The organism is Pelagicoccus sp. SDUM812005 (genome assembly GCF_031127875.1).
GTDB lineage: Bacteria > Verrucomicrobiota > Verrucomicrobiia > Opitutales > Opitutaceae > Pelagicoccus.
Genome location: NZ_JARXIA010000012.1, coordinates 30,099 through 51,729, shown reverse-complemented (window position 1 = coordinate 51,729; position 21,631 = coordinate 30,099). Strand labels below are relative to the sequence as shown.

16 protein-coding genes are annotated in these 21,631 nt (G+C 59.8%); 3 read left to right on the top strand and 13 right to left on the bottom strand.

Going from position 1 to position 21,631, the window contains the following annotated elements:
* Window positions 1–267: 267 nt before the first annotated feature.
* Entirely contained in the window at window positions 268–1,782 is a 1,515-nt protein-coding gene (locus tag QEH57_RS14655; RefSeq protein ID WP_309007502.1) for a malate:quinone oxidoreductase, read from the top strand.
* Window positions 1,783–1,938: 156 nt separating this feature from the next.
* Here QEH57_RS14655 and QEH57_RS14650 read toward each other — a convergent pair whose 3' ends face one another.
* From QEH57_RS14650 to QEH57_RS14615, 8 genes are all read right to left on the bottom strand, one after another.
* Entirely contained in the window at window positions 1,939–3,912 is a 1,974-nt protein-coding gene (locus QEH57_RS14650) for a VWA domain-containing protein (protein ID WP_309007501.1), read from the bottom strand.
* Between the two features lie 198 nt (window positions 3,913–4,110).
* A complete protein-coding gene (locus QEH57_RS14645) occupies window positions 4,111–5,619 on the bottom strand; it encodes a hypothetical protein (RefSeq protein ID WP_309007500.1) in 1,509 nt (502 codons plus the stop codon).
* 155 nt (window positions 5,620–5,774) lie between these two features.
* Entirely contained in the window at window positions 5,775–6,473 is a 699-nt protein-coding gene (locus tag QEH57_RS14640; protein WP_309007499.1) for a response regulator transcription factor, read from the bottom strand.
* Between the two features lie 13 nt (window positions 6,474–6,486).
* Window positions 6,487–7,974 carry a HAMP domain-containing sensor histidine kinase gene (locus tag QEH57_RS14635; RefSeq protein ID WP_309007498.1) on the bottom strand — a complete coding sequence of 496 codons (1,488 nt, stop codon included), beginning with the start codon at window positions 7,972–7,974 and terminating at the stop codon, window positions 6,487–6,489.
* Entirely contained in the window at window positions 7,971–9,308 is a 1,338-nt protein-coding gene (locus tag QEH57_RS14630; protein ID WP_309007497.1) for a VWA domain-containing protein, read from the bottom strand. The genes QEH57_RS14635 and QEH57_RS14630 overlap by 4 nt, the downstream gene beginning before the upstream one ends.
* Before the next feature lie 87 nt (window positions 9,309–9,395).
* Window positions 9,396–10,379 carry a PEGA domain-containing protein gene (locus QEH57_RS14625; RefSeq protein ID WP_309007496.1) on the bottom strand — a complete coding sequence of 328 codons (984 nt, stop codon included), beginning with the start codon at window positions 10,377–10,379 and terminating at the stop codon, window positions 9,396–9,398.
* A gap of 75 nt (window positions 10,380–10,454) precedes the next feature.
* Window positions 10,455–12,554: a tetratricopeptide repeat protein gene (locus QEH57_RS14620; RefSeq protein ID WP_309007495.1), complete on the bottom strand. Its 2,100-nt coding sequence runs from the start codon at window positions 12,552–12,554 to the stop codon at window positions 10,455–10,457.
* Window positions 12,551–13,261, bottom strand: a complete 711-nt coding sequence (locus QEH57_RS14615) for a glycosyltransferase family 2 protein (protein WP_309007494.1) — start codon at window positions 13,259–13,261, stop codon at window positions 12,551–12,553. The genes QEH57_RS14620 and QEH57_RS14615 overlap by 4 nt, the downstream gene beginning before the upstream one ends.
* Before the next feature lie 102 nt (window positions 13,262–13,363).
* On the opposite strand from QEH57_RS14615, the gene QEH57_RS14610 reads away from it, so the two are divergent.
* Both QEH57_RS14610 and QEH57_RS14605 read left to right on the top strand, forming a co-directional pair.
* Complete coding sequence (locus QEH57_RS14610; protein ID WP_309007493.1) at window positions 13,364–15,346, top strand: hypothetical protein; 1,983 nt, start codon at window positions 13,364–13,366, stop codon at window positions 15,344–15,346.
* Window positions 15,347–15,354: 8 nt separating this feature from the next.
* Window positions 15,355–16,368 carry an SDR family NAD(P)-dependent oxidoreductase gene (locus tag QEH57_RS14605; RefSeq protein ID WP_309007492.1) on the top strand — a complete coding sequence of 338 codons (1,014 nt, stop codon included), beginning with the start codon at window positions 15,355–15,357 and terminating at the stop codon, window positions 16,366–16,368.
* 95 nt (window positions 16,369–16,463) lie between these two features.
* Here QEH57_RS14605 and QEH57_RS14600 read toward each other — a convergent pair whose 3' ends face one another.
* From QEH57_RS14600 to purN, 5 genes are all read right to left on the bottom strand, one after another.
* Window positions 16,464–16,868, bottom strand: coding sequence for a hypothetical protein (locus QEH57_RS14600; RefSeq protein ID WP_309007491.1), 405 nt, complete (start codon window positions 16,866–16,868; stop codon window positions 16,464–16,466).
* 92 nt (window positions 16,869–16,960) lie between these two features.
* The gene (locus QEH57_RS14595) at window positions 16,961–17,317 is read right to left on the bottom strand and encodes a hypothetical protein (RefSeq protein ID WP_309007490.1); all 357 of its coding nucleotides are present in this window, start codon (window positions 17,315–17,317) and stop codon (window positions 16,961–16,963) included.
* A 5-nt stretch (window positions 17,318–17,322) separates the two neighbouring features.
* The gene (locus QEH57_RS14590; protein ID WP_309007489.1) at window positions 17,323–18,816 is read right to left on the bottom strand and encodes a hypothetical protein; all 1,494 of its coding nucleotides are present in this window, start codon (window positions 18,814–18,816) and stop codon (window positions 17,323–17,325) included.
* Window positions 18,817–18,971: 155 nt separating this feature from the next.
* A complete protein-coding gene (locus QEH57_RS14585; RefSeq protein ID WP_309007488.1) occupies window positions 18,972–20,846 on the bottom strand; it encodes a DNA translocase FtsK in 1,875 nt (624 codons plus the stop codon).
* 80 nt (window positions 20,847–20,926) lie between these two features.
* Window positions 20,927–21,520: a phosphoribosylglycinamide formyltransferase gene (gene purN / locus QEH57_RS14580; protein ID WP_309007487.1), complete on the bottom strand. Its 594-nt coding sequence runs from the start codon at window positions 21,518–21,520 to the stop codon at window positions 20,927–20,929.
* Window positions 21,521–21,631: the final 111 nt, after the last annotated feature.

Here is a 21,631-nt window from a genome sequence, read left to right as displayed (position 1 = left end):
GGATTTTCTAAGGTGGAGCGAAGGAGGCGAGCAAGCGCATGTTTTTGTTGTAGCCGGACTTGCGGCGGAATTAGGGGTGGGGGGCCAGGAGCTATTTTACTATTAGCGGCTCTAAGGCGTTGCCATGGCGCCAGCTTTGCTTCTCATGTGCGCTCCCGTTTATAGAAATTGAACACTTCCCCTCCTCGGAGGGCGAACGGGGGCACCAAGAACTAGATTGAACGCAATTGAAGCTGCGGGTCTGTGAGGATTCGCGGTGGCAAAGCTATGACACAACGCACCGTACGACCTTCGACCGGTCCCATTCTCGAAAATCCTGACGTCGTCCTCATTGGCGGCGGCATCATGAGCGCAACTTTGGGGATCATGCTGAAACGGCTGAACCCCGAGCTGACGCTACAGATCGTGGAATCGCTGCCGCGGGTGGCTCTGGAGAGCTCCCATGCTTGGAACAATGCGGGCACGGGCCATGCGGCGCTTTGCGAGCTGAACTACACGCCGCAGAAGGCGGACGGGTCGGTGGACGTATCCAAGGCGATCAAGATCAACGAGCAGTTCGAGAACTCGAAGCATTTCTGGGCTCACTTGGTGGAGGAAGGCGTGATCTCGGATCCTACCATGTTCATCAAGCGGGTGCCGCACATGAGCTTCGTGCACGGGGAAGCGGATCGCGATTACTTGAAGGCCCGTTTCGAGGCCTTGAAGGCTCAGCATCTTTTTGGGGAGATGGAGTATTCGGAGGATCCGGAAGTGGTGAAGGATTGGGCTCCGCTCCTGTGGCAAGGTCGTCCTGAGGAGGAAATCGTGGCTGCGACGCGCGTGGAGAGCGGCACGGACATCAACTTCGGAGCTCTTACGCAGCAATTGATCGACCACTTGATTTCCCTCGACGGGGTGGAATTGGCCATGCAGGCGCGGGTCACGGACATTTCGCAAGCGGCCGATGGGCAATGGAAGGTCAAGGTCCAGAGCGAGGAGTACGGCAAGCAGCGCCTGTCGGCGAAGTTCGCATTCATCGGCGCGGGTGGCGGATCGCTGCACCTTTTGCAAAAGTCGGGTATCCCAGAAGGCAAGGGCTTTGGCGGCTTCCCGGTGAGCGGACAGTTCCTCGTTTGTACGGATCACGACATCATCGATCGTCACGCGGCCAAGGTTTATGGCAAGGCGGCGGTCGGCGCCCCGCCGATGTCGGTGCCACATTTGGATACGCGGGTGATCGACGGTCGCAAGGCGCTGCTTTTTGGCCCTTATGCCGGGTTCTCGCCGAAGTTTTTGAAGGAAGGGTCGAACCTCGATCTGATCAAGTCGGTGAAGCTCGACAACATCCTGCCCCTGCTGGCGGTCGGCCGCGACAACATGGATCTGACGCAGTACCTGATTAACGAGGTGCGCAAGTCGCATAGCGACCGCGTGGAAGGGCTCCGCGAGTTCTTCCCGGAAGCGAAGGACGAAGACTGGAAGCTGGTGACGGCGGGACAGCGCGTGCAGATCATCAAGAAGCATGCGGGAGGTCGCGGCGGCAAGTTGGAGTTTGGCACGGAAGTCGTGGCGGCTCAGGACGGATCGATCGCGGCCCTGCTGGGCGCGTCTCCAGGGGCGTCGACTTCCGTATCCATTATCGTAGAGGTTTTGGAAAAGTGTTTCCCTGAAGAGGTGAAGACGGAGGCTTGGCAGGAGCGTTTGAGCAAGATGTTGCCTGCGTATGGAAAGCATCTCGCAGGCGACGAGTCGCTGTATCGCGAGTTGCGCGAAAAGTCGGATTCTCTGTTGCGTATCGACTAATCGGGTACGAAGAGAATCTACGGATTTAAGGAAGGGCGGACTCTGGGGAGTCCGCCCTTTTTTTAGTGTTGAGCTTTAGCCCGCGGTGGTGGTGGTGGTGGATTGATCCTGCAATGCGGCGTGAGCCCTACTAGGGAAGGAGGTGTGATGCAGGCTCTATCCTCGGGTAGGCAGGCCGGTAGTGGCGTCTATCTCGGCGCGTCGGGCTTGGGCTTCGGGGGTGTAGCGCTGGCAGACGATGCGGTTTTCGGGGCGATTGTACTCGTCGTAGATCGAGAGGGTGAGGTGTTCGCCTCGGACTTTGTATACGATGCGCGAGATGTCGTAGGCGTAGTCTTCGTTTTGCGAGAGCTTGCCTACCACACGGTTGGTGCGGGCGAGGCGTTCGACTTGTTCTTCGTCGAGAATGTTGAGTTGTCCGTGGCGGCGTTTGTCGAAGTTCTCTGCGGCGATGGCGAAGGTTTTGTAGATTGGCGTGTTGTTTTCGTCTAGTGTAGTGACTTCTAGAATACGGTTGGAGTGGAACTCGATGAGAGTGGGTTCTCCTATCTCTGGGTTGTCGTGAGCGTGGGCGATCCAGCTCCCGGAAAGGAGGGAGTTGCTGGAGTCGCTGAGGAAGTCCGAATCGTCTTCGGCGATGATGGAGAGGCTTTTTTCGATTTCCTTGATCAGTTTTTGCTCGGGCTTGATTTCGCTGTCGCGCAATTCGCGGAAGCGTTGGGACAGGTCGCGAACGATTTCGTAGGCTTGGGCGGTGTCGCCCTTTTCATGATAGAGGGTGGTGGCTTTCTTGAGGGAAACGTATTGGTCGATAAGGGCTTCTCCTCTTACTAGTCCGAGGCTTGCGTCGTCCCTGTCTTTTAGCGTGAGGTTTACTCGCTGCGAGATAGGGAACTTTTGGTTGCTCAGTTCGTAGGAGAGCTTGGCTTGGGCGATGCTTTTGCGGTGTGGCTTGTTCGTAGTTCCGAAAGAAGTGCCCTTCTCAGGAGCGAGGGCGAAGTAGATGGCTCCTTTGCGGAGGCTGAGGAAGAGGGTTTCGACTTCCATGTAGAGGGAGCGTCCGTCGTCGGTCCATTCGAGCATGTCACCAGGAATCCCATACACGCCTGCGATCTTAAATCCGTCTGCGGGCGAGAGGGTGAGTTTCATGTCGTAGGCAAGTTCCGTGACCATGGTTTGGAATTCGTTGGCGAATTTGTCCTGCATGGATTTCACGTCGGGGAAGTAGAAGAGGTTGCCGCCCCGTACCGAGCTGATGGTGTTTGCCAGTTCCGCTCCGAAGTGTCGGCCGACTCCGATGGTGGTGAGTCCGTAGCCTTTTTGAGAGCCGTTGCGCATCTGCGTCATGAAGCCGTGCTCGCTGGTGTTTCCGGTGTTGGGGCGTTCGTCGGTGAAAAGCATGAGGCGGGTGTTGCCTTGGAAGTCGGCTGCGGATTCGTCGGCGAGGTCGTAGCCAACCTTCAGCCCGCTCTCGAGGTTGGTGGATCCGGAGGATTGGATGTTTTGTATTGTTTGTCGGATACGATTTTTGTTTCCGGGGGATGCTTTGATGGGGTCCATGTAAACGTGGCTACGATCGCCGTAGAGGACGACGGAAAGCTGGTCGCGGGAGTCGAGTTGTTCGAGGACTTCGAGCAGCGACTTGCGTACGAGGGAGAGGGGTTGGCCGCTCATGGAGCCGGACTTGTCAACGACGGCGATGAGGTTGAGCGGTTCGCGTTCCCAGGTGGTGGCGTCGAGTCCGGAGGCGAAGCCGATTTGGGCGAGGTGGGTGGCTTCGGGGAGGTTGGGCAGGGTGGCGGGCATGGCTTCACCATAGACGCAGATGAGGCTCTCGCAATCGCTGTCGTTTTGAAGGGGCAGGTCGTATTCGCTCAGGAGGCCTTCTGCTGTGAAGGTGGCAGGTTGCGGAATGTTGCCCATCGCGATTTGGGAGCGCGTGTAGCTGATGTCTTGGGCTCCGCCAGCGCTGACGCTATATCCAGCGTCGAAGGACGCATCGACAGTGAAGGGGCTTAGCTCGAAGATTTCGTCGTCATCGTCCTTCGCGACTTGTCCGTGCAGCAAGGTCGAGAGGTAGAGGGGAAGGGCGAGAAGTGAACTTATGGTTTTTTGTGTATTCGTTTTCATGATGCAGATATTGGGTTGAGGGTTGGTTTTGAGTATCTGCTTTCATGATACGAAATGGGGGTGTGAAAGTCGTCACAGCTCGGTAAAAGGCTGTGAGGAATTGTAGGGAGTTGTCACGGCGGAGTGTGTTATTGAGAATTTAAAAGGCCCGCTCTGTAGGGAGCGGGCCGTGGGAGGAAAATTGGGTTAGAGCGAGGCTTAGTTGCTTCCCCAGGTGTAGCGAACCGTATAGGTGACGGTTCGTTCTGAGTCGGCGTCGAGATCAACTTCGAAGACTATGGTATTGGAATCGATTTTTTCGAAGGGAAGGGTGTTGTTTTGGATCTCCCAATTATTCCAGCGGGCGAGGTGTTCGATGGCCTGTATGGTGACAGGGCTGTCTTTCCGGTTTTTTAGAGTGAGGGTGTATTCTTCTTCGTAGAAGGTGTTTCGGTCTGTGTCGGAGCGGGTGCGGATGCGTTCTCCGATTAAGTCGAATCCGTTTCCGGTGTAGATGCGAAGCATCTCGTTTTTAGGGGTGTGGTCTATGATGTTTTCGCCGGTGAACTCGAGTTGGCCATCGGTATCTTCGCGGTAGAATCGAGTTTTGCCGGCGGGAAGGGGCAGCCCGAGCTTGTTGAGTTTGGAGTTCTCGATTTCGCGGACAACCCAGACGTCTTTGCTGGATGCGATGGGGATGGATTCGTTGAAGCGTAGATTTCTGTGGTTGAAGGGGGTTAGGGTGGTGTTGGCGCCGTCGTAGATATAGAGAGTCTTCGCTTTCACGCCTTCGGCGCGTAGGAACTCGATCTGTTTTGATTGCTTGTCGAGCAAGGTGGTTTTGCGCGGGAGTTCGTAGAGGTGATATTCGTCGAAGCTGCGGGCTTCTACTTCCCGATTGCTCGGGCCTGAAACCTCGAAGGGTGAGAGCTCGAATATTTCCTCCTCTCCAGGGTGTTGGGCTTGATGGACGTCGCCGGCGATGAGCTTGATTTTTGCGTCTTTGAAGGAGGTGCCGCTATCGTTTTCCATGCTGATCCAGCCGACGATATCAACGATATCGGACTGGTTGCCTCCGCTTAGGTTGTAGTCTGCTTTCCAGGTGAAGCCTTGCGTTAGGTAGGCGAGTTCCGCTTGCGCTTTGATGGAGCGGTTGGCGGAGATAAGCCAGTTGAGGGTGGGCTCGAGGATGGAGTCGTCCGGCAGGGGGCCGTATTGGGGCAGGCCGGGCAGGCCAAAGTGTATTTTTCCGTCGACCTTTACGATCGGCTGATTCTGCTCGTTGTAGTTGTAGCGGCGATGACGCGATTGGTTGAAGGAGTTGGGTGTGTATCCACTTCTTAGGAGACGGCCACGAATGATCTTAGGCTCGCCATCTTGGTCGTGGGAGAGGAAGTCGACTTCTTTACCTTCAAGCTGCTTCAGCAGGAGGCCAGGGGAAACGATGTCGGAGCGATAGCTCTGTTCGAGGATGGCAAGGGAATGTTTGTTGTCCTTAGTACTGATGATTACTGACTGAGGATCTAGCAGGGCGGTGACTCCGGAGAATGAGAGTTCGTTCTCTCCTTTCTTGAGATTTAGGGGGAAGCTTTGTCGGACCACTGCGAGGTCCCCGTTGTAAATCGTTAGCGATGGCGAAATGTCTTCGGAGCTAGCAGCAAGCGCAAGGTGCAGGGCGAGGCAGGCGAGGACGAGTCGTCTTGTTTTTGAAACTAGGGTGATGTTCATGATGCAGATTTTGGGTTGAGGGTTGGTTTTGAGTATCTGCAATCATGATACGGAAAGGGGGTGTGAAAGTCGTCACAGCTGGGTAAAAGGCTGTGAGGAATTGTAGGGAGTTGTCACGGGGTGTTGCGAACTGCGCTTTCTGCGTTGGGCTGGGGTTAGGCGGAGAATTTGTAGCCGACGCCGTGCACGGTTTTGATGAGGCTGGGGCCGGACTTGCTTTCGATCTTGGCGCGCAGTTTGGCGATGTGTTGGTCGAGGGTGCGGGTCGTGCCTTGGTAGTCGATGCCCCAGGCTTCGTTGAGCAGGAAGTCGCGGCTGAGGGCTTCGTGGGGGTGGGCGTGGAAGAGTTGCAGCAGGGTGAGCTCGCGTTCGGTGAGCGGCGTTTCGGTTTCTTCGACGATGGCCACGAGGCGGCGGGGATCGATGGTGACGGGGCCGAAGGCGAAGGTGTGAGTGGTTTTCGGTGCGCTTGGCGTGGCGACGGCAAAGGCTTCGACGCGGCGCAGGGCGGCGTGGATACGAGCTAGCAGCTCTCGCACCCGGAACGGCTTTTTTATGTAGTCGTCGGCGCCGAGTTCGAGTCCGAGCACTTGGTCGATTTCCTCTGTCTTGGCGGTGAGCATGAGGATGGGGACTTGCTTGTTGGTCTCGCGGATGAGGCGGCAGACGTCGTAGCCGTTGCGTAGCGGCATCATGATGTCGAGCAGGACTAGGTCGGGCTGGTGCTGATGGAAGAGGGTTACCGCTTCGTCGCCGTTGGCGGCTGCGATGGCGGTGTGTCCGTCCGCGCTGATGGCGTCTTCGAGTCCTTCGCGGATACTGGTGTCGTCTTCGGCTATGAGGATTCTTTTCATGGGAAGGGGGCGCTTAGGCGAGTGGGATTTCGAGAAGGAAACGGGCGCCTTGGCTGTAGTTGGAATCGAGTGATAGCTCGCCTTGGCAATCGCGGGCCATGCGTCGAGAAAGGCTGAGTCCGATGCCGGCACCGGGGCTTTTTTCGGTAAGGGTGCTTTGCTTTTGGTAGAAGGCTTCGAAGATCTTTTGGCGTAGGTGGGATGGGATGCCGGGGCCTTTGTCCTCGATGCGCAGTACGCAGCGGTCGGTTTGGGCGCAGCTGATCTGGATTTGCTTGCCGGCAGCGGCGTACTTGCGAGCGTTGTCGAGGAGGTTGAGCAGGATCTGGCGGAGGGCGGCGGGATCGAAGCGGACGGAGAGCGGGGAATCGAGGCGGATCCAGGTGGCCTGCATGTCTGCGGCCTGCAGGGTGGGCGTGTAGTCGGCGAGGATGGCCTCGATGGTTTCGTGGAGCGGGAGCTCCTTGATCTTGTATTTTTTCTTGCCTGATTCGATGGCGTTGAGGGCGAGGATGTTGTCGACCAGTTCGCTGAGACGAAGGCTTTCTCGGCTGATTGTATCGAGATACTTGCTACGTTTTTCCGGGGGGATGCCTTCGTTCGCGAGCAGGTCGGAGTAGAGGGAGATGTTGGTGAGGGGCGTTTTGAATTCGTGGCTGATTTGGGAAACGAAGGTCGTTTTGCGGAGGGCTTCGTGGCGTTCCTTGGCGGTTCTTCGGGCGATGAGGATTCCGCAGAGGATTCCGATGGCGAGGGTGAGCCCGACGACGGTGTAGCTGAGAGTGTTGAGCAGCTTGCGGTCGGGGTTGGGCGCGAGGGTGAGCGTGAGGGCGTAGCCGGGAAGGATGTCCGAAAGGGAGTTTTCTTGGTCTGCGGTTGCGGGCGTAATCTCAGTTTTGAGGTCGGGGATGGCCAGTTCGGCGAGCAGGGTTTGGAACGCGGTTCGGAGGGTAGCTGTATCGAGTTTTACGATACGCATGGGCTGACCTTTGGCGATGCGGTGCCCAGCGGTCCAGCTAGGAGGCTCCGCTTGACGGTCGAAGTACCAGAATAGGATGGGCTCGATGGCGCCTTCTTCGCGGAGGGCGATTTCCTTGTTGTCTTGATAGTAGCCGGAGCGGAGGGCGGAAGGGGCGTCGGGAGATTCGAGGTGGATGATCTGGGGCGATTCGGCGTGGAGTAGGGGTTGCCAGTCGGTGTGAGGAGGAAGTGGATACGCATCGCTAATCAGGGGATCGCCTTGGGACCACTGACGCAGTTTTCCCGGCAGGCCTTCCTGGTGGAAAGCGACGAGGCTGCGGCCGGTTTGTAGTTGGATTTCGGATAGGTAGCTTGCCAGCTTTTCGGTGAGTCGGGTTTGTTGTTGCTCGATGAGTTCGGCGCGGCGTTGGGCGTCGCCTTTCTCTTCGCGGTAGATGGAGAAGAGGGTGAGAGCCGCGAGAGTGAGGGCTGAGGCTCCGAGCAGGATCCAAGCTAGGGTGGGGTTGGAAAGGCGGTTCACGGGGCGTCGTCGTCGGCTTGCGGAGAGGGGTTGGGGAAGAGTGTTTTGATGAGGGCTCTGGTTTCGATGGTGGACTCGTTCGCTTGTTCGATGGCGTCGATGGTTTGGTTGATTTGTTCGAGCGAGGCTTGGGCTTGGAGCTCGGGGATATCTTGGGCGATGCTGCGAATGTTGCGGGCGAGTCGCTTCAAGTCGCGCAGGGCTTTCTTGCTTTTGCCTTCTTGGTGGGCGGCGAGCGATTCGCGTATTATGTCCGAGGTTTCGTATTCGCAGACGGTTTGGTAGACGTGTGGTTGAATGGAGTCGAAGGAATGGCTGGAGCCCTGGACGAAGCGGGCGCCGATTTCGGCTTCGATGCGTCGGGGGGCGGCGTCGGGGAGGTCGGTTGGCTGGTAGCTCAGCGAGGCGCTGGCGAGGCGGTTGGAATTGAAGAAGGTTGCGGAGGCGTTGAGGGTGGCCTGTACGACGGTGGTGATTTCTTGGTTGGCGAGGAGGGAGCCGAGGTGGAAGGTGACGCGTCGCGAACCGATCTCGGCTTCGCGGCCGATGCTTTCTTCGATGTCGAGGGCGCGGTGGAAGTCGATCTCCAGGACCGCGTTTTTCCCGATCGGTGGATTGAGGGGCTGGAGCTCGGCGGCCATGGCTGCGGCGAGCTGGCTTGGCTCTGGGATGGTGCGGGTGGGGGAGTTGCTGGGAGAGGATATTTGGTCGAGCAGCTCCAGGGGGGCGTCCGAGCCGAGCCCGAAGCTGGTGATGGCGATGCTTTGGCGGGCGATCGAAGCAGCGAGGGTGGCGAATTGTTCGGGATCGAGGGGGCCTTTGTTGGGCGGGCCGTCGCAGATGAGGAAGATCCGGTTTGATGGGTGGTCGGCGGCGTTCTTGAGAATTTCTTCACGGGCGCGGCTGAGGCCGTCGAAGAGGGCGGAGCCGCCGTCGGTGGTGAGGTTGGCGATTTTGGCGGAGGCGTTGCTCAGCTGGTCGAGTTGGGTGGGCGGGATGAGGGTTTCGACGCTGGAGCCGAAGGCCACGAGGGCGATGCGGTCGTGCGATGAGAAGTTCGCAAGGGCGCCTTGGAGGCTGGTTTTGAGGGCGGCCAGCTTTTCGCCTTCCATGGATCCGGAGCGGTCGACGAGGAAGACGATGTTGGAGGCGGGGGAGCTCGATTCGCTGGGGAGGTCCCCCGTATGCACGGTGGTTTTGAGGTAGAGATTGTTTTGCTGGCCTTCGATGTAGAATTCGCGGTCGAGGGCTAGTTCGAGGCGTGGGGCCGCCGCGCCGCTGAGGCAGAGGGCGGCGAAAAGGGAGGCGGCTAGGAATCTCGTGACCGAGGGCATGGGGCGATTTTAGCAGATCTCGAAAGGGAAAGGGTCATCGATCTGTAAAACTTTGTCACGAATTTGTGTGCGGTAGGGGAGGGGCGGCTATTGGTCGAGGTCAACGACGATGGGAGTTTCGAGGCCGTCCCGGTTTTCGATGACGCGCTCCGCGGCGAGGCGGAAGTCGGCGGTGACGGAGAGGCGAAGGCGGCCTAGCGGGGCTTGGTCGAATCGCGCTTCGCGGCCTTCCTGTTCGTCGATGTAGAGAATGATGTCGTCGTTGTCGTCGGCGGTTTTTTCGAGCGAGACGGAGATCTTGGCTCTTTTCTTTCCTCCGATGACCGTGACTTGGATGGGGCGGACCGCGAGCTGGAGATCGGTGCGGGGCGGCTCGATGGTTCCGCTGTTTTCGACGAGGATTTCGAGTTCTGCGGGCAGGTAGCCGTCCTTTTCGAAGGTGAGGAGGTGCTTGCCTTTGCGGACGTTTTGGATGCCGAGGGAGGAGAGGCCGATGTATTCACCATCTAGGTACGTCTTGGCTCCGGAGGGGAAGGTTTTGGCGATGATGGTGGCGGATACGCTTTGCATGTCCGCGAGGATTTGGTTTTTCCGCTGGGACCAGGCGACGAGGAGGCGGTTGCGGGTGTCCTGGTCCAGGTCTTTGACGAAGGCCTTTAGTTCCGCGTCGAAGGCTTCGAGTTCGGCGAGGCTGCTGTTGAGGTCGAACTCGCTAGCCCGTGTTTGCATCTGGGCGGCTTGGGCGTCGCGTTTGGCGAGGCTCTCCTCGATGGCTTTACTTTGCTGGGTCCAGGTTTCGATCAGCTTGGGGTCGGCGTCGTTGCGGGCTTGGTAGCGGGCGATTTGGGCGTGGATCTTGTCGAGATCGCCGCGGGGCGAACGTTCGTTGAGTCGATAGATCGCTTGCGAGGTGGCTTTGGCGAGCTGGACGGTTTCGCTCGCGTAGCGTTCCTGGGCATTCGCGTTGAAGTAGTAGTAGCCGAGGCCTCCGACGGAGAGGAGGATGACGAGGGCTAGGAGGACGAGGGCGATTCCGCCTCGACGAGGGTTGGAAGTGGGGCGGATGTGCATCGCTGAGAAGGTCGATGCGCGGAGCTTGAGAGGCAATCGAAAAGGGAGGGGGCGGCGAGGGGAAGAAGGTGAAACTTAGAGCTCGCCGTTTTTGATAAGCATCGCTTCGGCACTTGCTTTGTTGCGGAGGAAGGCGGGGTGTCGGGGGTTGATCGCGAGGGCTTTCTCGAATTCGAAGAGGGCTGCGGCGTGGTCTCCGAGTCGACCGTAGAGGATGCCTAGGTTATGGTGGGTTTGGGCGTTGCCCGGTTCGCGTTCTGCAAGTATTTCGAATTGGCTTATGGCTTTTTCGAGATGTCCCCGTTCGCGAAGGCTGGTGGCCCAGAAATTGTGGAGTTCATGGTTCTCTGGGTTTCGGTGTAGGAACTTTTCCAATACGAGGTCGGCTTGGGAGGGCTCTTCCGTTTGAAGGAGGAGCAGGGCGTAATTGCGGGTTGCGAGGATGTTGTCGGGGAAGCGCTCGAGCGTCTCTCGGTAGACGGCTTTCGCCGCGGCGAATTGTCCTAGGGAGCTGAGGGAGATGGCGTAGTTGATCCAGGCGTTGGGGCGACGGGGGGCGAGTTCCAGGGCACGCTTGAAAGAGGCGGCAGCTTCGGGGGGACGTTGGGTTGCTAGGAGCAGGTACCCGAGCTCGTAGTGGGCTTCGGAGAAATCGGGATCTTCCTCGATTGCGGTGCGGAAGCCAGCTTCCGCTTCGGCTGTTTGGCCGTGCTCGAAGGCAATTTTTGCGAGGTTATGGGTGGCGGTAGGATGATGCGGGACAAGGTGCAGGACGTTTTCGAAATAGGCTTGGGCGGCTGGAAAATCGCCGGCTTCGGCTTCGAGCAGGCCGAGGTTGTTGATCGATTCGGTGTAAGTGGGGTGGATGGCGAGGGCAGCTTCGAAGCGGTGGCGAGCGGCTTCGGATTGTCCTTGGTTTTTGAGTACGATCCCGAGGTTGTTGTGCGCGAGGTAGTTCTGGGGATTGACTGCAAGAGTGTGAGTGAAGAGGGATTGACTGTTTTTCCAGTATCCTATCTGGCGATACGTGGCGCTTGCTAGGAGCAGGATAGGAAGGAGGGAGGCTACGAGAACCGTTCGGCTGTGGCAGGGAAAGCGTTGGATCAGCTGCTGGAAGAGGTAGGCGAGAATCAGGTATAGTCCGATGAAAGGGAGGTAGGCGTAGCGGTTCGCCATGGCTTGGGATCCCGCTTGAACAATGCCGATCATGGGTACGAGGGTGCCGAGATACCAGAGCCAGCCGAGTAGGTAGGTGGGACGCTGGCGCCGGAAAGCCCAGAGGCAGCCAAGGGTGAAGGCTAGGAGAAGGGCGAGGGAGAGGAGGAGAGCTGCGAGCGAGCTCTCGTGTTGGTAGGGGTAGAAGGGAACGAGCCGGCTGGGGAAGAAAAATTGTTTCAGGTAGCTCGCGTAGGCGAGGGCTGCATTGGCGAGCCGAACGCTCAAGGGGAAGCTGTCTAGAGAGCCAATCGCGTTGATGGAGCGTTGGCAGAGGATGGTCATGTAGGAAGCAAAGAAGGAGACGGCGAACAGGGGGATCTTCTCCGCGAGGAGGCGGCTAGGAGTCGTTTTTGGGGTGGGGCTTGGTCTTGCTAGGAAATCGAGCAGAAGCATTACGCAGGGAAGGGTGACGGCGAGCGGTTTGGCCATCACTGCGAGAGCGTGTAGGGAAAGAACGAATACGAAGTCTAGCGGTTCTCTTCGCTGTTGGTAGCGGAGATAGGCGAGGAGGGAGGAGAGCGAGAAGAAAAGCGCTAGCACGTCTTTTCGCTCGGTAATCCAGGCGACGGATTCGACATGGATGGGGTGGAAGGCGAAGCAAGCGGCTGCAAATGCGGCTGGTTTCCAGCTGGCGATCATTCGTGCTAGGAAAATCGATACAAGAGCCGCGTTGGCGGCGTGCAGGAGGAGGTTGACGAGATGGTGGGGGCCGGGGGCGGCTCCGAAGAGGGAGACGCTGGCTTGGTGGGAAAGCCAGGTGGCGGGGATCCACATGCTGGGGCCATGGATTTCGAAGGCCCACTTTACGTTTTGCCAACTTAGGCCTCCGGTGACGTGGCTGTTGTCGTAGAAGTAGTGGTTGTCGTCGTAGTTTACGAAGTCGAAGGTGACGCTGCGGAGGTAGAGTCCCGCGGTGAGAAGGAAAAGAGAGAGGGGGATGACGTGCTTGGCTTTCACGGGTTCGCTCTCTCGAATCGGAAGCGTGTGATTGCGAAAAGGATACGGGCGCCGACTTGGAACACGGAGACTTTGCTGTTTCCCGCGGCACGGTTCCGGGTGCCAATGGTGAGCTCGCTAAGGTGGAGTTTGTGGCGAAGGGACTTGGCTATGATTTCTACCTCGTACTCAAAACTGTCGCTTTGCAGGTCGATGCGACCAGCCGCTTCGCGGGTGAGGGCTTTGACTCCGGCGAGAGCGTCGGTGACGCGTTGACCGTAGAGAAGGGAGAGGTAGGCGCTGACGAGCCAGTTTCCGCAGTTGCGGACGAGACTGGCTTTTACGTCCTTGGGGCTTTCCGGATGAAATCGCGAGCCGATGGCGACGTCCGCATGGCCTTCGAGCAGAAATTCGGCGAGCTTGAGAAGGTCGTGCGAGAAGAATTGTAGGTCGGCGTCGAAGAAGGCGATGATGTCGCCGCGAGCGAGGGCGATACCGGTGCGGATGGCGTGGCCTTTGCCGCGATCGCCGACGTTTTTGCAGTAGCGAATGCGAGAATCTTTCGCTTCGGCTTGGCGAACGATAGGGGCGGTTTGGTCGCTTCCGCCGTCCACCACGAGGAATTCGGTATCTGCGGGTAGGGTTGTCGTGAGTTCCTGGAGACAGGCTGCTATCGATTTTTCCTCGTTGAAGGCGGGCACGACGACAGAAATCTTTGGGTTTGGCATCAGGAACGGTTTGCTGCGGGCGATAGTGATTGGGAACAAGAACTCAGGCTCCTGAGGAGCGGGCAAGGTTTAATCTCGCCCCAGGGTTTACAAAGCTCCTAAATGAAAACGCATATGCTCGCTGTCCGAAGTTTTTCCGCCCTCACACAGATCTTAGCATACGGCGGAATCGGTGTCGCCGTTCCTTTCCTGAGCGCGGTGGACTGCGCGCCGGGGACCTATACTTTGGATGGGATCAATTGCATCGAGGCGGAGCCCGGCCATTACGTGGATACTCCGGGAGCGACCAAGCAGACTCCAGCGTCCCCGGGCACCTACGTGGAAGTCTACGGCGCCTCAGCGGCGCAGCTTGCTCCGGTGGGAACCTATGTAGCTACGGAAGGAGCAAGCGCGCCGACGCCAGCTCCCTTAGGCAGCTACATTCCGATCGAGGGGGCTACCAGCGCTCAGTTGGCTTCTCCCGGCTACTACGTGGATAGCGAAGGGGCGTCCTATCAAACGCCTGCTCCAGCGGGCAGCTACATCCCGATCGAGGGCGCGAGTTCGTTGTCTGCAGCGATTTTAGCTCCAGTGGGAAAGTATATTCCAGTAGAGGGGGCGTCTGCGGCGAGCGCGGCTCTTGTGGCTCCTTTGGGTAGTTTCGTGGCGACTGAGGGAGCGTCTCGAGCGACGCTTGCTCCGCCAGGGCGGTATGTTTCCGAGACGGGAGCGACGGCAGCGGTCTCAGCGGAGCCCGGCAGCTTTGTTGCAGTGGAGGGCGCCACGAGTCCGACCTTGGCGTCGCCCGGCCATTATGTTGAAGCATTTGAATCCACGGGGCAGACGCTTTCTCCTCCTGGGCGATACATACCAGCTAGCGGAGCGAGTTCCCTGTCGGATTCCGTCGCGGCCGAGGTGGGAACATTCATAGCGGAGCCCGGCGCGTCCTCAGCGAGCGCCGCGATTCTAGCTCCAGCCGGTAGTTATGTTCCTACTACAGGCGCCTCAGCGGCAACTATCGCTTCGCCGGGCTATTTCGTAGCTATCGCTGGCGCGTCCGCTCAGACGATATCCCCCAAGGGCAGTTTTGTGGCGGAAGCGGGAGCGAGCGCGCCGACCTTGGCTCCGGCGGGCACCTATGTCGATCGTGAGGGCGCGACGGAGGCGATTGAAATTCCGGAAGGAACTTGGAGCGATGAGGGGGCGGTCGCTCCGCGAGCGGCTGCAGCGAATTTGCTAGTAGATGGGACGCCGATCGTAGGGCCACGTTTGCAGAGCGAGTGGGGATCTCGCGGATCGAATGATTTGGGCGCTTGGGTTTCGGTTGTCGGTTTTGGTATCGAGATTCGAAATACGGCAGCGTTTCTGGGAGGCGGTAGCAGCTTGACGCAGCTCACTTTGAAATCGATCGAATTCGGCGGCGATGCCGCGGCTTCGGTGCGGCAGGTCGGGGGCCTGTTGCCTTTGGTACTGGACGAAGGCGCGGCTGCTGAGCTGTCGTTCGAAATATCTGGGGTCTCGGGTGCGGGGTCTGTCGACATTTCGCTTTTGACGGACGAGGAGGCAGCCTTTGGCGAAGACGGCAAGCGGTTCGACTATCGTTTCGATTTCGTGCTGAACCAGAGTCCGGAATACGACGCTTTCCGTGGGAGCCATTTTTCCGAATCGGAATTGTCGGATGTAGAAGCGACGGCCTTTTTGGCCGACTTCGATGGGGATGGTATCGAGAACGGGATGGAGTTTGTTTTTGGGCTCGACCCGAAATCGCCTCCGGGCCCTGGCGCCTTTGAGTGGCTACCGCAGCAGCTTGTCTTGGAGGAAGCGGAGGGCAGGCGAGTGGCTCTCGTATTTTCATTGCCGGTTGACCTTTTCCAGTCGCTCGAGCTGAGCGTTCAGGCTTCCAGTTTAGGGGAAGCCGAATCGTGGGTGCCGATCGCTACTTTGGATTCGAGCGCCGTTTGGCAGGGGGCAGCCGCGGTTGAAACTGGGCCTGTTCAGGGAGGTCGTGTTTCCGTGTTGGTAAAGGATGTCGTTGTATTGGAAAACGAATTACAAGGTCGGCGTTTTCTACGTTTGCAGGCGAAGGTTCTAGGAGAGCTGCAATAGGGCGTCGAATGGATCGCGATATGTCGTTTTGGGAGGGGAAGCGGGTGTTCGTGCCTGGAGGCGCGGGCGGGATCGGTTCCTACCTTTGCGAGTTTCTGGTCGAGGTGGGAGCGGATGTGGTGGTGTTGGATGATCTATCTAGCGGAGCGGAGGCAAACCTGTCCGGGATCGCGGGGCAGATCGAGTTCGTAAGAGGCGACGTCAGGGACCGGGGGCTTGTCGATACCTTGATAAGTGGGGCGGACGTGGCGATGAATCTGGCAGGAGTTGCTCCAGGTTTGTATGAAGAGGAGGGGCGGCATGAGCTGCTTTATCGGAAGAATCTAGAGATTGCGGATTCTGTATTGGATTGTTCATTACGGAATGGTGTCGAGCGGCTGCTGGTCGTGAGTTCGTCCTGCGTATATCCGGACGATGCGATCGTGCCGACGCCGGAACTGTCGATCGAGGAGGGCGAGCCGGAGGCAGCGAATCGGGGCTACGGATTGGCGAAACGCGAGATGGAGCATCGGGCAATCGCTGCGGCGAGGAAATCGCACTTGAAGATAGCGATAGCCCGCCCTTTCAACGTTTACAGCGATCGCGATCTTTTCGGCGGAAAAGGTGGGCATGTTATCCCCAGCTTGCTGGAGCGCGTGCTGAAGGAGGATGGTGGCCCTGTGGAGGTCTGGGGTTCTGGCAAGCAGACCCGTAGCTTTATCCACGCTAAGGATTTAGTGAGAGGCCTGCTCGGTTTGACGGAAGTGCACGCTTGCGGAGAAGCCGTGAATGTCGGGAGCTCTCGGGAGCTTCGCATGTCGGAACTGGTTGGACTCTTGGTGGAGCTTTGCGGGGTGGAGCGAGGGATCTTCTTTGACGCGAGCAAGCCGGAAGGCGCCCTGCGAAAGGGGGCGGATACGGCGCGGCTACGGCAGGTTTTGACCGGTTTTCGCGAACAGGTCGATTTTCGGGAAGGCCTTGCGGACGTAGTGGCTGCGCGGCGAGCGGGATTGGCTGGCGCTTGCCTTTCCTCGCTGGGGTGAAACCGCTCCGCGCTGCGGGGTGATCTGGCTTTGCGGCGTGTCGCGAGCGACAGCCCTACGGGGTCGCTCGTTGAGGTTCGCGAGAAAGGTCGCTCCTACGGGGTTTCGTAGAGGGTGTCGGCGACGTTTAGGGTGTCGTCTAGGGTAGCCACGGATTGGATACGGTGGTGGGGGAGGGGCTTCGCCAAGAGCTTTTGGAAGGGGGCGAAGTCGAGCAGATCGTGCGTTTTGCGTTCGCCGTTTTCGACGAGGGTGACGCGGTAGCCGGTTTCGCCGTCCTTGAGGCGGCGGATCTTGGGGGCGGCTTTGGCTTTGGGCTGCTTGGGGGCTTTGGCGCGTTTGGCTTTCTTGCGGGAGGGCAGCTCGACCGCGGGATCGTCGAAGGGGTAGGGTTCGCCAAGGATGTCCGAGATGGTGGTCTCGATGTGACTGAGGTCGGCGAGGCTGGTCTCTCGCTCGATGAGCAGAGAGTTGACCGCGACGAGCTCGTCTAGGGACATGTTTGTTGGCATAGGAGGTCTGTTTGCCCGCAGCTCGCTTAGGTTTTCACGGTTGGTGAAAAGCTATGGATGCGGGGAAAGAGTGCGGGAGCTTACTCTTCTTCTTCTTCGGCTGGCTTGTCGGCGTCGGCCGCTTCTTCGGTCTTGGGCTCGTCTTCCTTGGCGGGCTTAGGTGCTGCTTTCTTGGCGGCCTTCTTAGCGGGAGCTTGTGTTGGGAAAGCGGATACGGGAGCGGGGGGCTCGGGGAAGGGGAATACGCCTTCTTCGCCGACGATGGATTCGACTTGGCTCTCGAGTTCGCTGATGCGCTGGTAGGCGGCTTCGCGTTCCTCGAGCAGGGTGTCGATCTTGGAACGGGCTTCGAGGGCTTGGCGGATGGTTTCGCTGTCGCCGCGGAGGACGATTTCTGCGAAAGTCAGGGGTGCGAGTTTTTGTGGTTTCTTAGCCATGGTTCTTATTCTTTGAAGAAGCTTAGGATGTTTTTGAGAATGGTTTTGCGGGCGCCGCCTTGGCGAGTCGCGGTTGTTGGTTTTTCGAAAGTTTTTGCGCCTGAGGGTGTATTCGCTGCTTGGAGACGTTGGGCAATGGTCTTTTCGGCGGCGTTGGCGATGTCTTGGTTTTCGTCGTAGCAGAGCTCACGGAGCTGGGGCTCGGGAACGTTGGGGTTGCTGGCGACGGATTCGCGAACTTTCTCGCAGATGTCGTGGCTGAGGTGGGCGAGGGTGTTGGGGGAAAGGCTAAGGGCCGCGGCGGCGAAGGCGCGCAGGGAGGGGTTGGGGCTGGCGGCGAAGCGTTCGGCGACGGCGGCTTCGACGTGGGGGTAGTCGATGGCTTGGAAGGCGATGTGTTCGGCTACGGTATTGTCGCTGCGGTGGTTGATGAGCAGGTCCCAGTGGTGGGCGCCGAGGTCGTCGCGGTAGGCGACGAGGGTGGCGACTTGGGGATCGGGGTGGAGGCAGAGCTCGTTGAGGAGCTCGGGGCTGGCTTGGGGGTTCTTGGCGAGGGCGATGCAGGCCTGGAGGTCGTGGGAGGTGGCGATGCGCTCGGCGATGTCTTGCTGGAGATTGGCGCTGGCGGCTAGGTAGCGGCGTACTTTGGTCGCTGTATCCTGAGCGAGGATACGCTGGATGGCGGCGGGGAGGTCTGGCTTTTGGGCGAGGTAGACGCGGTCTTCGATGGTGTCGGACTCGGCGAGCCAGAGCATTTCCGGGAGGGAGAGGGGGCTGCTGTCGAGAGCGGGGAAGCGGACGCTGGGGTGGGGGGAATAGCGCAGGGAGTTTCGCACGGAGGCGGGGAACTTGTCGGCGCGGCGCAGGAGAATGGCTTGGAGGATCTCGTCGTCGGAGTCGGCCCACATCTGGAAGAGCTCGGGATCGAGGTACTTGTTGCGCAGGAGGGCGGCCTTGACGAGGGCGGAGGGATCGCGGCTGAGGCGGTGGGCGACGTCGCCGTCGAGGTTTTCGCGCTCGGCGAGGGCTATCTTGACGGCGGGTTCGGCGTCGGTGGCGAGGATGAACTGGAGGTAGGTGGGCAGGCTCGGGTTTTGGGCGATGGCGGCGCGGACGAAGGGGGCTTCGTCTTGGGCGAGCGTTTGGCACTCCTTGGGGCTGACGTTGGGGTTGCTGGCGACGGCGATGCGGACGCTGGCGCTGGGGTGGGCGGCGAGCAGGCCGAGGGATTGGGCGGGGCTGCGGGGGTTGCTGGCGAGGGCGGTAGCGATGGCGACCTGCTTGGGTTTGAGGTCGGCGGCGATGCTTTGGGCGAGCTCGGAGGGGAGCAGGGGGTACTGGGCGAGGAAGAGGAGGTATTCGTCGTTGTCGGCGTATTCTGAATACAGGCTGCGCAGGGCGAAGCTGGAGATGGGCTTCTTGCGAGTGGCCTTGATGACCTTTTCAGGTCCGTGCTCTTCGAGGGCGTCGAGCAGGTCGTTGATGGAGAGGATGTCCATTTAGTCGCTGCTCTCCTGAAGGTTGAAGGATGAAGGGTGAAGGGGGAAATAGGAGAGGGATTTGCCCACGAAGGGGCACGAAGTGGCACGAAGGAGGGAGAGGGATCCTGCAGTGCGGCGTGGCGCGAGCGCCAGCCCTACGTGGTTTGGGCGGCTCATTGTTGGAGGTCCTCCAGGGTGACGAAGACTTCGCGGGGGGTGGAGCCGTTTTGGGGGCCGATGTGGAAGCGGTCTTCCATTTCTTCGATGAGAGTGGCGGCGCGGTTGTAGCCGATGCGCAGGCGGCGCTGCAGGTAGCTGGTGCTGGCTTTTTGGGTCTCGGCCACGATGGCGAGGGCTTGCATGTAGAGGTCGTCGGCTCCGTCGGCGAGGGACTCGGCGGTGCCTTCGGCTTTGGTCTCGAAGGCGGAGAGGTCGACGCGGTTGCGGTCGGGTTGCTCTGCGGAGACGTGGGTGACGACGCGGGTGAGCTCTTCGTCTTGCACCATGGGGCTTTGGATACGGACGAGGCGGGCGAATCCCGGCGGGTTGAAAAGCATGTCGCCTTGGCCGAGGAGGGACTCGGCGCCTTTGCAGTCGAGGATGGTGCGGGAGTCGACGATGGAGGAGACTTGGAAGGCGATGCGGGTGGGGTAGTTGGCCTTGATGACGCCGGTGATGACGTTGACGGAGGGGCGCTGGGTGGCGATGATGGTGTGGATGCCGACGGCGCGGGAGAGCTGGGCGATGCGGGCGAGGGAGGCTTCGGCCTCGCCTTTGGAGGTCATCATGAGGTCGGCCAGCTCGTCGATGATGACGACCATGAAGGGCATCTTGTCGAAGCCTTGGGCTTCGGCCTTGGCATTGTAGCTGGCGATGTTGCGGACCTGCTTTTCGGCGAGGATCTCGTAGCGGTTCTCCATTTCCTTGACCACCCACTTGAGCAGGAGGACGGCGGTCTTGGGGTCGCCGACGACGGGGTGGATGAGGTGGGGGACTTCTTTGAAGAGTCCGAACTCGACGCGTTTGGGGTCGATGAGGACGAGCTCCAGCTCCGCGGGGGTGAATTTGTAGAGCAGGCTGACGATTAGGTTGCTCATGCAGACCGACTTGCCGGAACCGGTGGCGCCGGCGATGAGGAGGTGGGGGGCCTTGGCGAGGTCGGCGACGATGATCTTGCCCTGGATGTCCATGCCGATGGCGAGCGGGATGGTCTCGCTGCCGTGTTGCCAGGCTTTGGATTCGAAGACGGAGCGCAGGCGGATGGGCAGGGTGTTGCCGTTGCCGATCTCGACGCCGACGAAGGGTTCGCCCGGGATGGGGGCTTGGATGCGGACGTTGGTCTGGGCGAGGTTGAGGGAAATGTTCTTCTGCAGGCCGGAGATCTTTTCGACGCGTACGCCGATGCCGGGGCGGATGCGGAACTGGGTGACGCGGGGGCCGACCACGGCGTCGTAGACCATGGCGTCGACGGCGAAGTTATCGAGCACGCCTTGGAGCTTGAGCTCTTGTTCCTCGAGGGTTTCGGGGGAGACGAGGATGGCGTCTTCGATGCTGGAGGCTTCGAGGAGCTCGAGGGTGGGGGTGTTGTATTCCTTGGACAGGCTCGGGATTTCCGCTTCGCTGCGAGGAGCGGGAGCGCTTGGCGCTGCGGGTTCTTCCGCTGCGGGCTCCGGTTCCTCGATGGGGGGGCGGCCGGCGAGCTGGGCCTTGGCGCTTTCGAGCATGAGCTGGAAGCGGGATTCGCGCTCGGCGGCGAGGTCGGCGAAGTAGGCTTGGCGTTCTTCGCGGTCGCGCAGGACGGCTTGGAGCTCGCCGCGCCATTTTTCGATTTGGCGGTGTTCGGCTTCCAGGTTCTTGCTTTCCAGCTGGGCGATGCGAACGAGGTCGTCGGGGAGGTTTTCGGTGTTCTCGGCGACGGGGGGCTCGGCTGCTGGGGAGTCGGCTTCTTCCGGTTCCTGTTGTTCGCCTGCCATGGTCTCGAGGAAGCGGCGCACGCCGTCTTTGACTCGTTTGATGGACTTCTGGGATTGCTTGGAGGGACCGGGCATCGTGGCTGTTGGAAGGGAAGCCGATGACGCTGTGGAAGCCGGGCGGGGATTCAAGGATTTGTTGCGGGAATTTGCAGGCCTCAGGGGAGCTGGATCTGTCCGGCAGCGATTTTGGCGATGGTGTCGGGGTAAAGCTGGTGCTCCTGCTCGAGGACGCGGGCTTGCAGGCTCTCGGGGGTGTCGTCGGGGAGGACGGGGACGCGGGCTTGCTGGAGGATGGGGCCTTCGTCGTAGACTGCGTCGATGAGGTGCACGGTGGCGCCGGACTCGGTTTCGCCGGCGGCGATGACGGCGCGGTGCACGTGCATGCCGAACATGCCTTGTCCGCCGAACTTGGGGAGGAGGGCGGGGTGGATGTTGAGGATGCGGTTTTGGTAGCTGGAGAGGAGTTGGGGGCCGATCTTCTTCATGTAGCCGGCGAGGATGACGAGGTCGACTTGGGCGGAGCGGAGGGCGTCGAGGATGGCGGCGTCGAGATCGGCGGCTTCGGGGTGGGTCTTGCCGTTGAGGACTCGGGCGGGCATGCCAGCCTTGGCGGCGCGGTCGAGGGCGCCGGCGCCGGGGTTGTTGCAAATGAGCAAGGCGGGCGTGGCGGGGATGCGGCCTGCGGCGCAGCCGTCGAGGATGGCTTGCATGTTTGAACCGCCGTGCGATGCGAGGAATCCGAGTTTCATGGGAAGGAGGTTTGGAGAGTGCCGGGGGAAATGTGAAGGGCGAATTGGAGGCTCACGGGTCGTCGCCGGCTTTTGAAGCGGCGAAGCGCGCTCGGGGCGGCATTTCTTTTT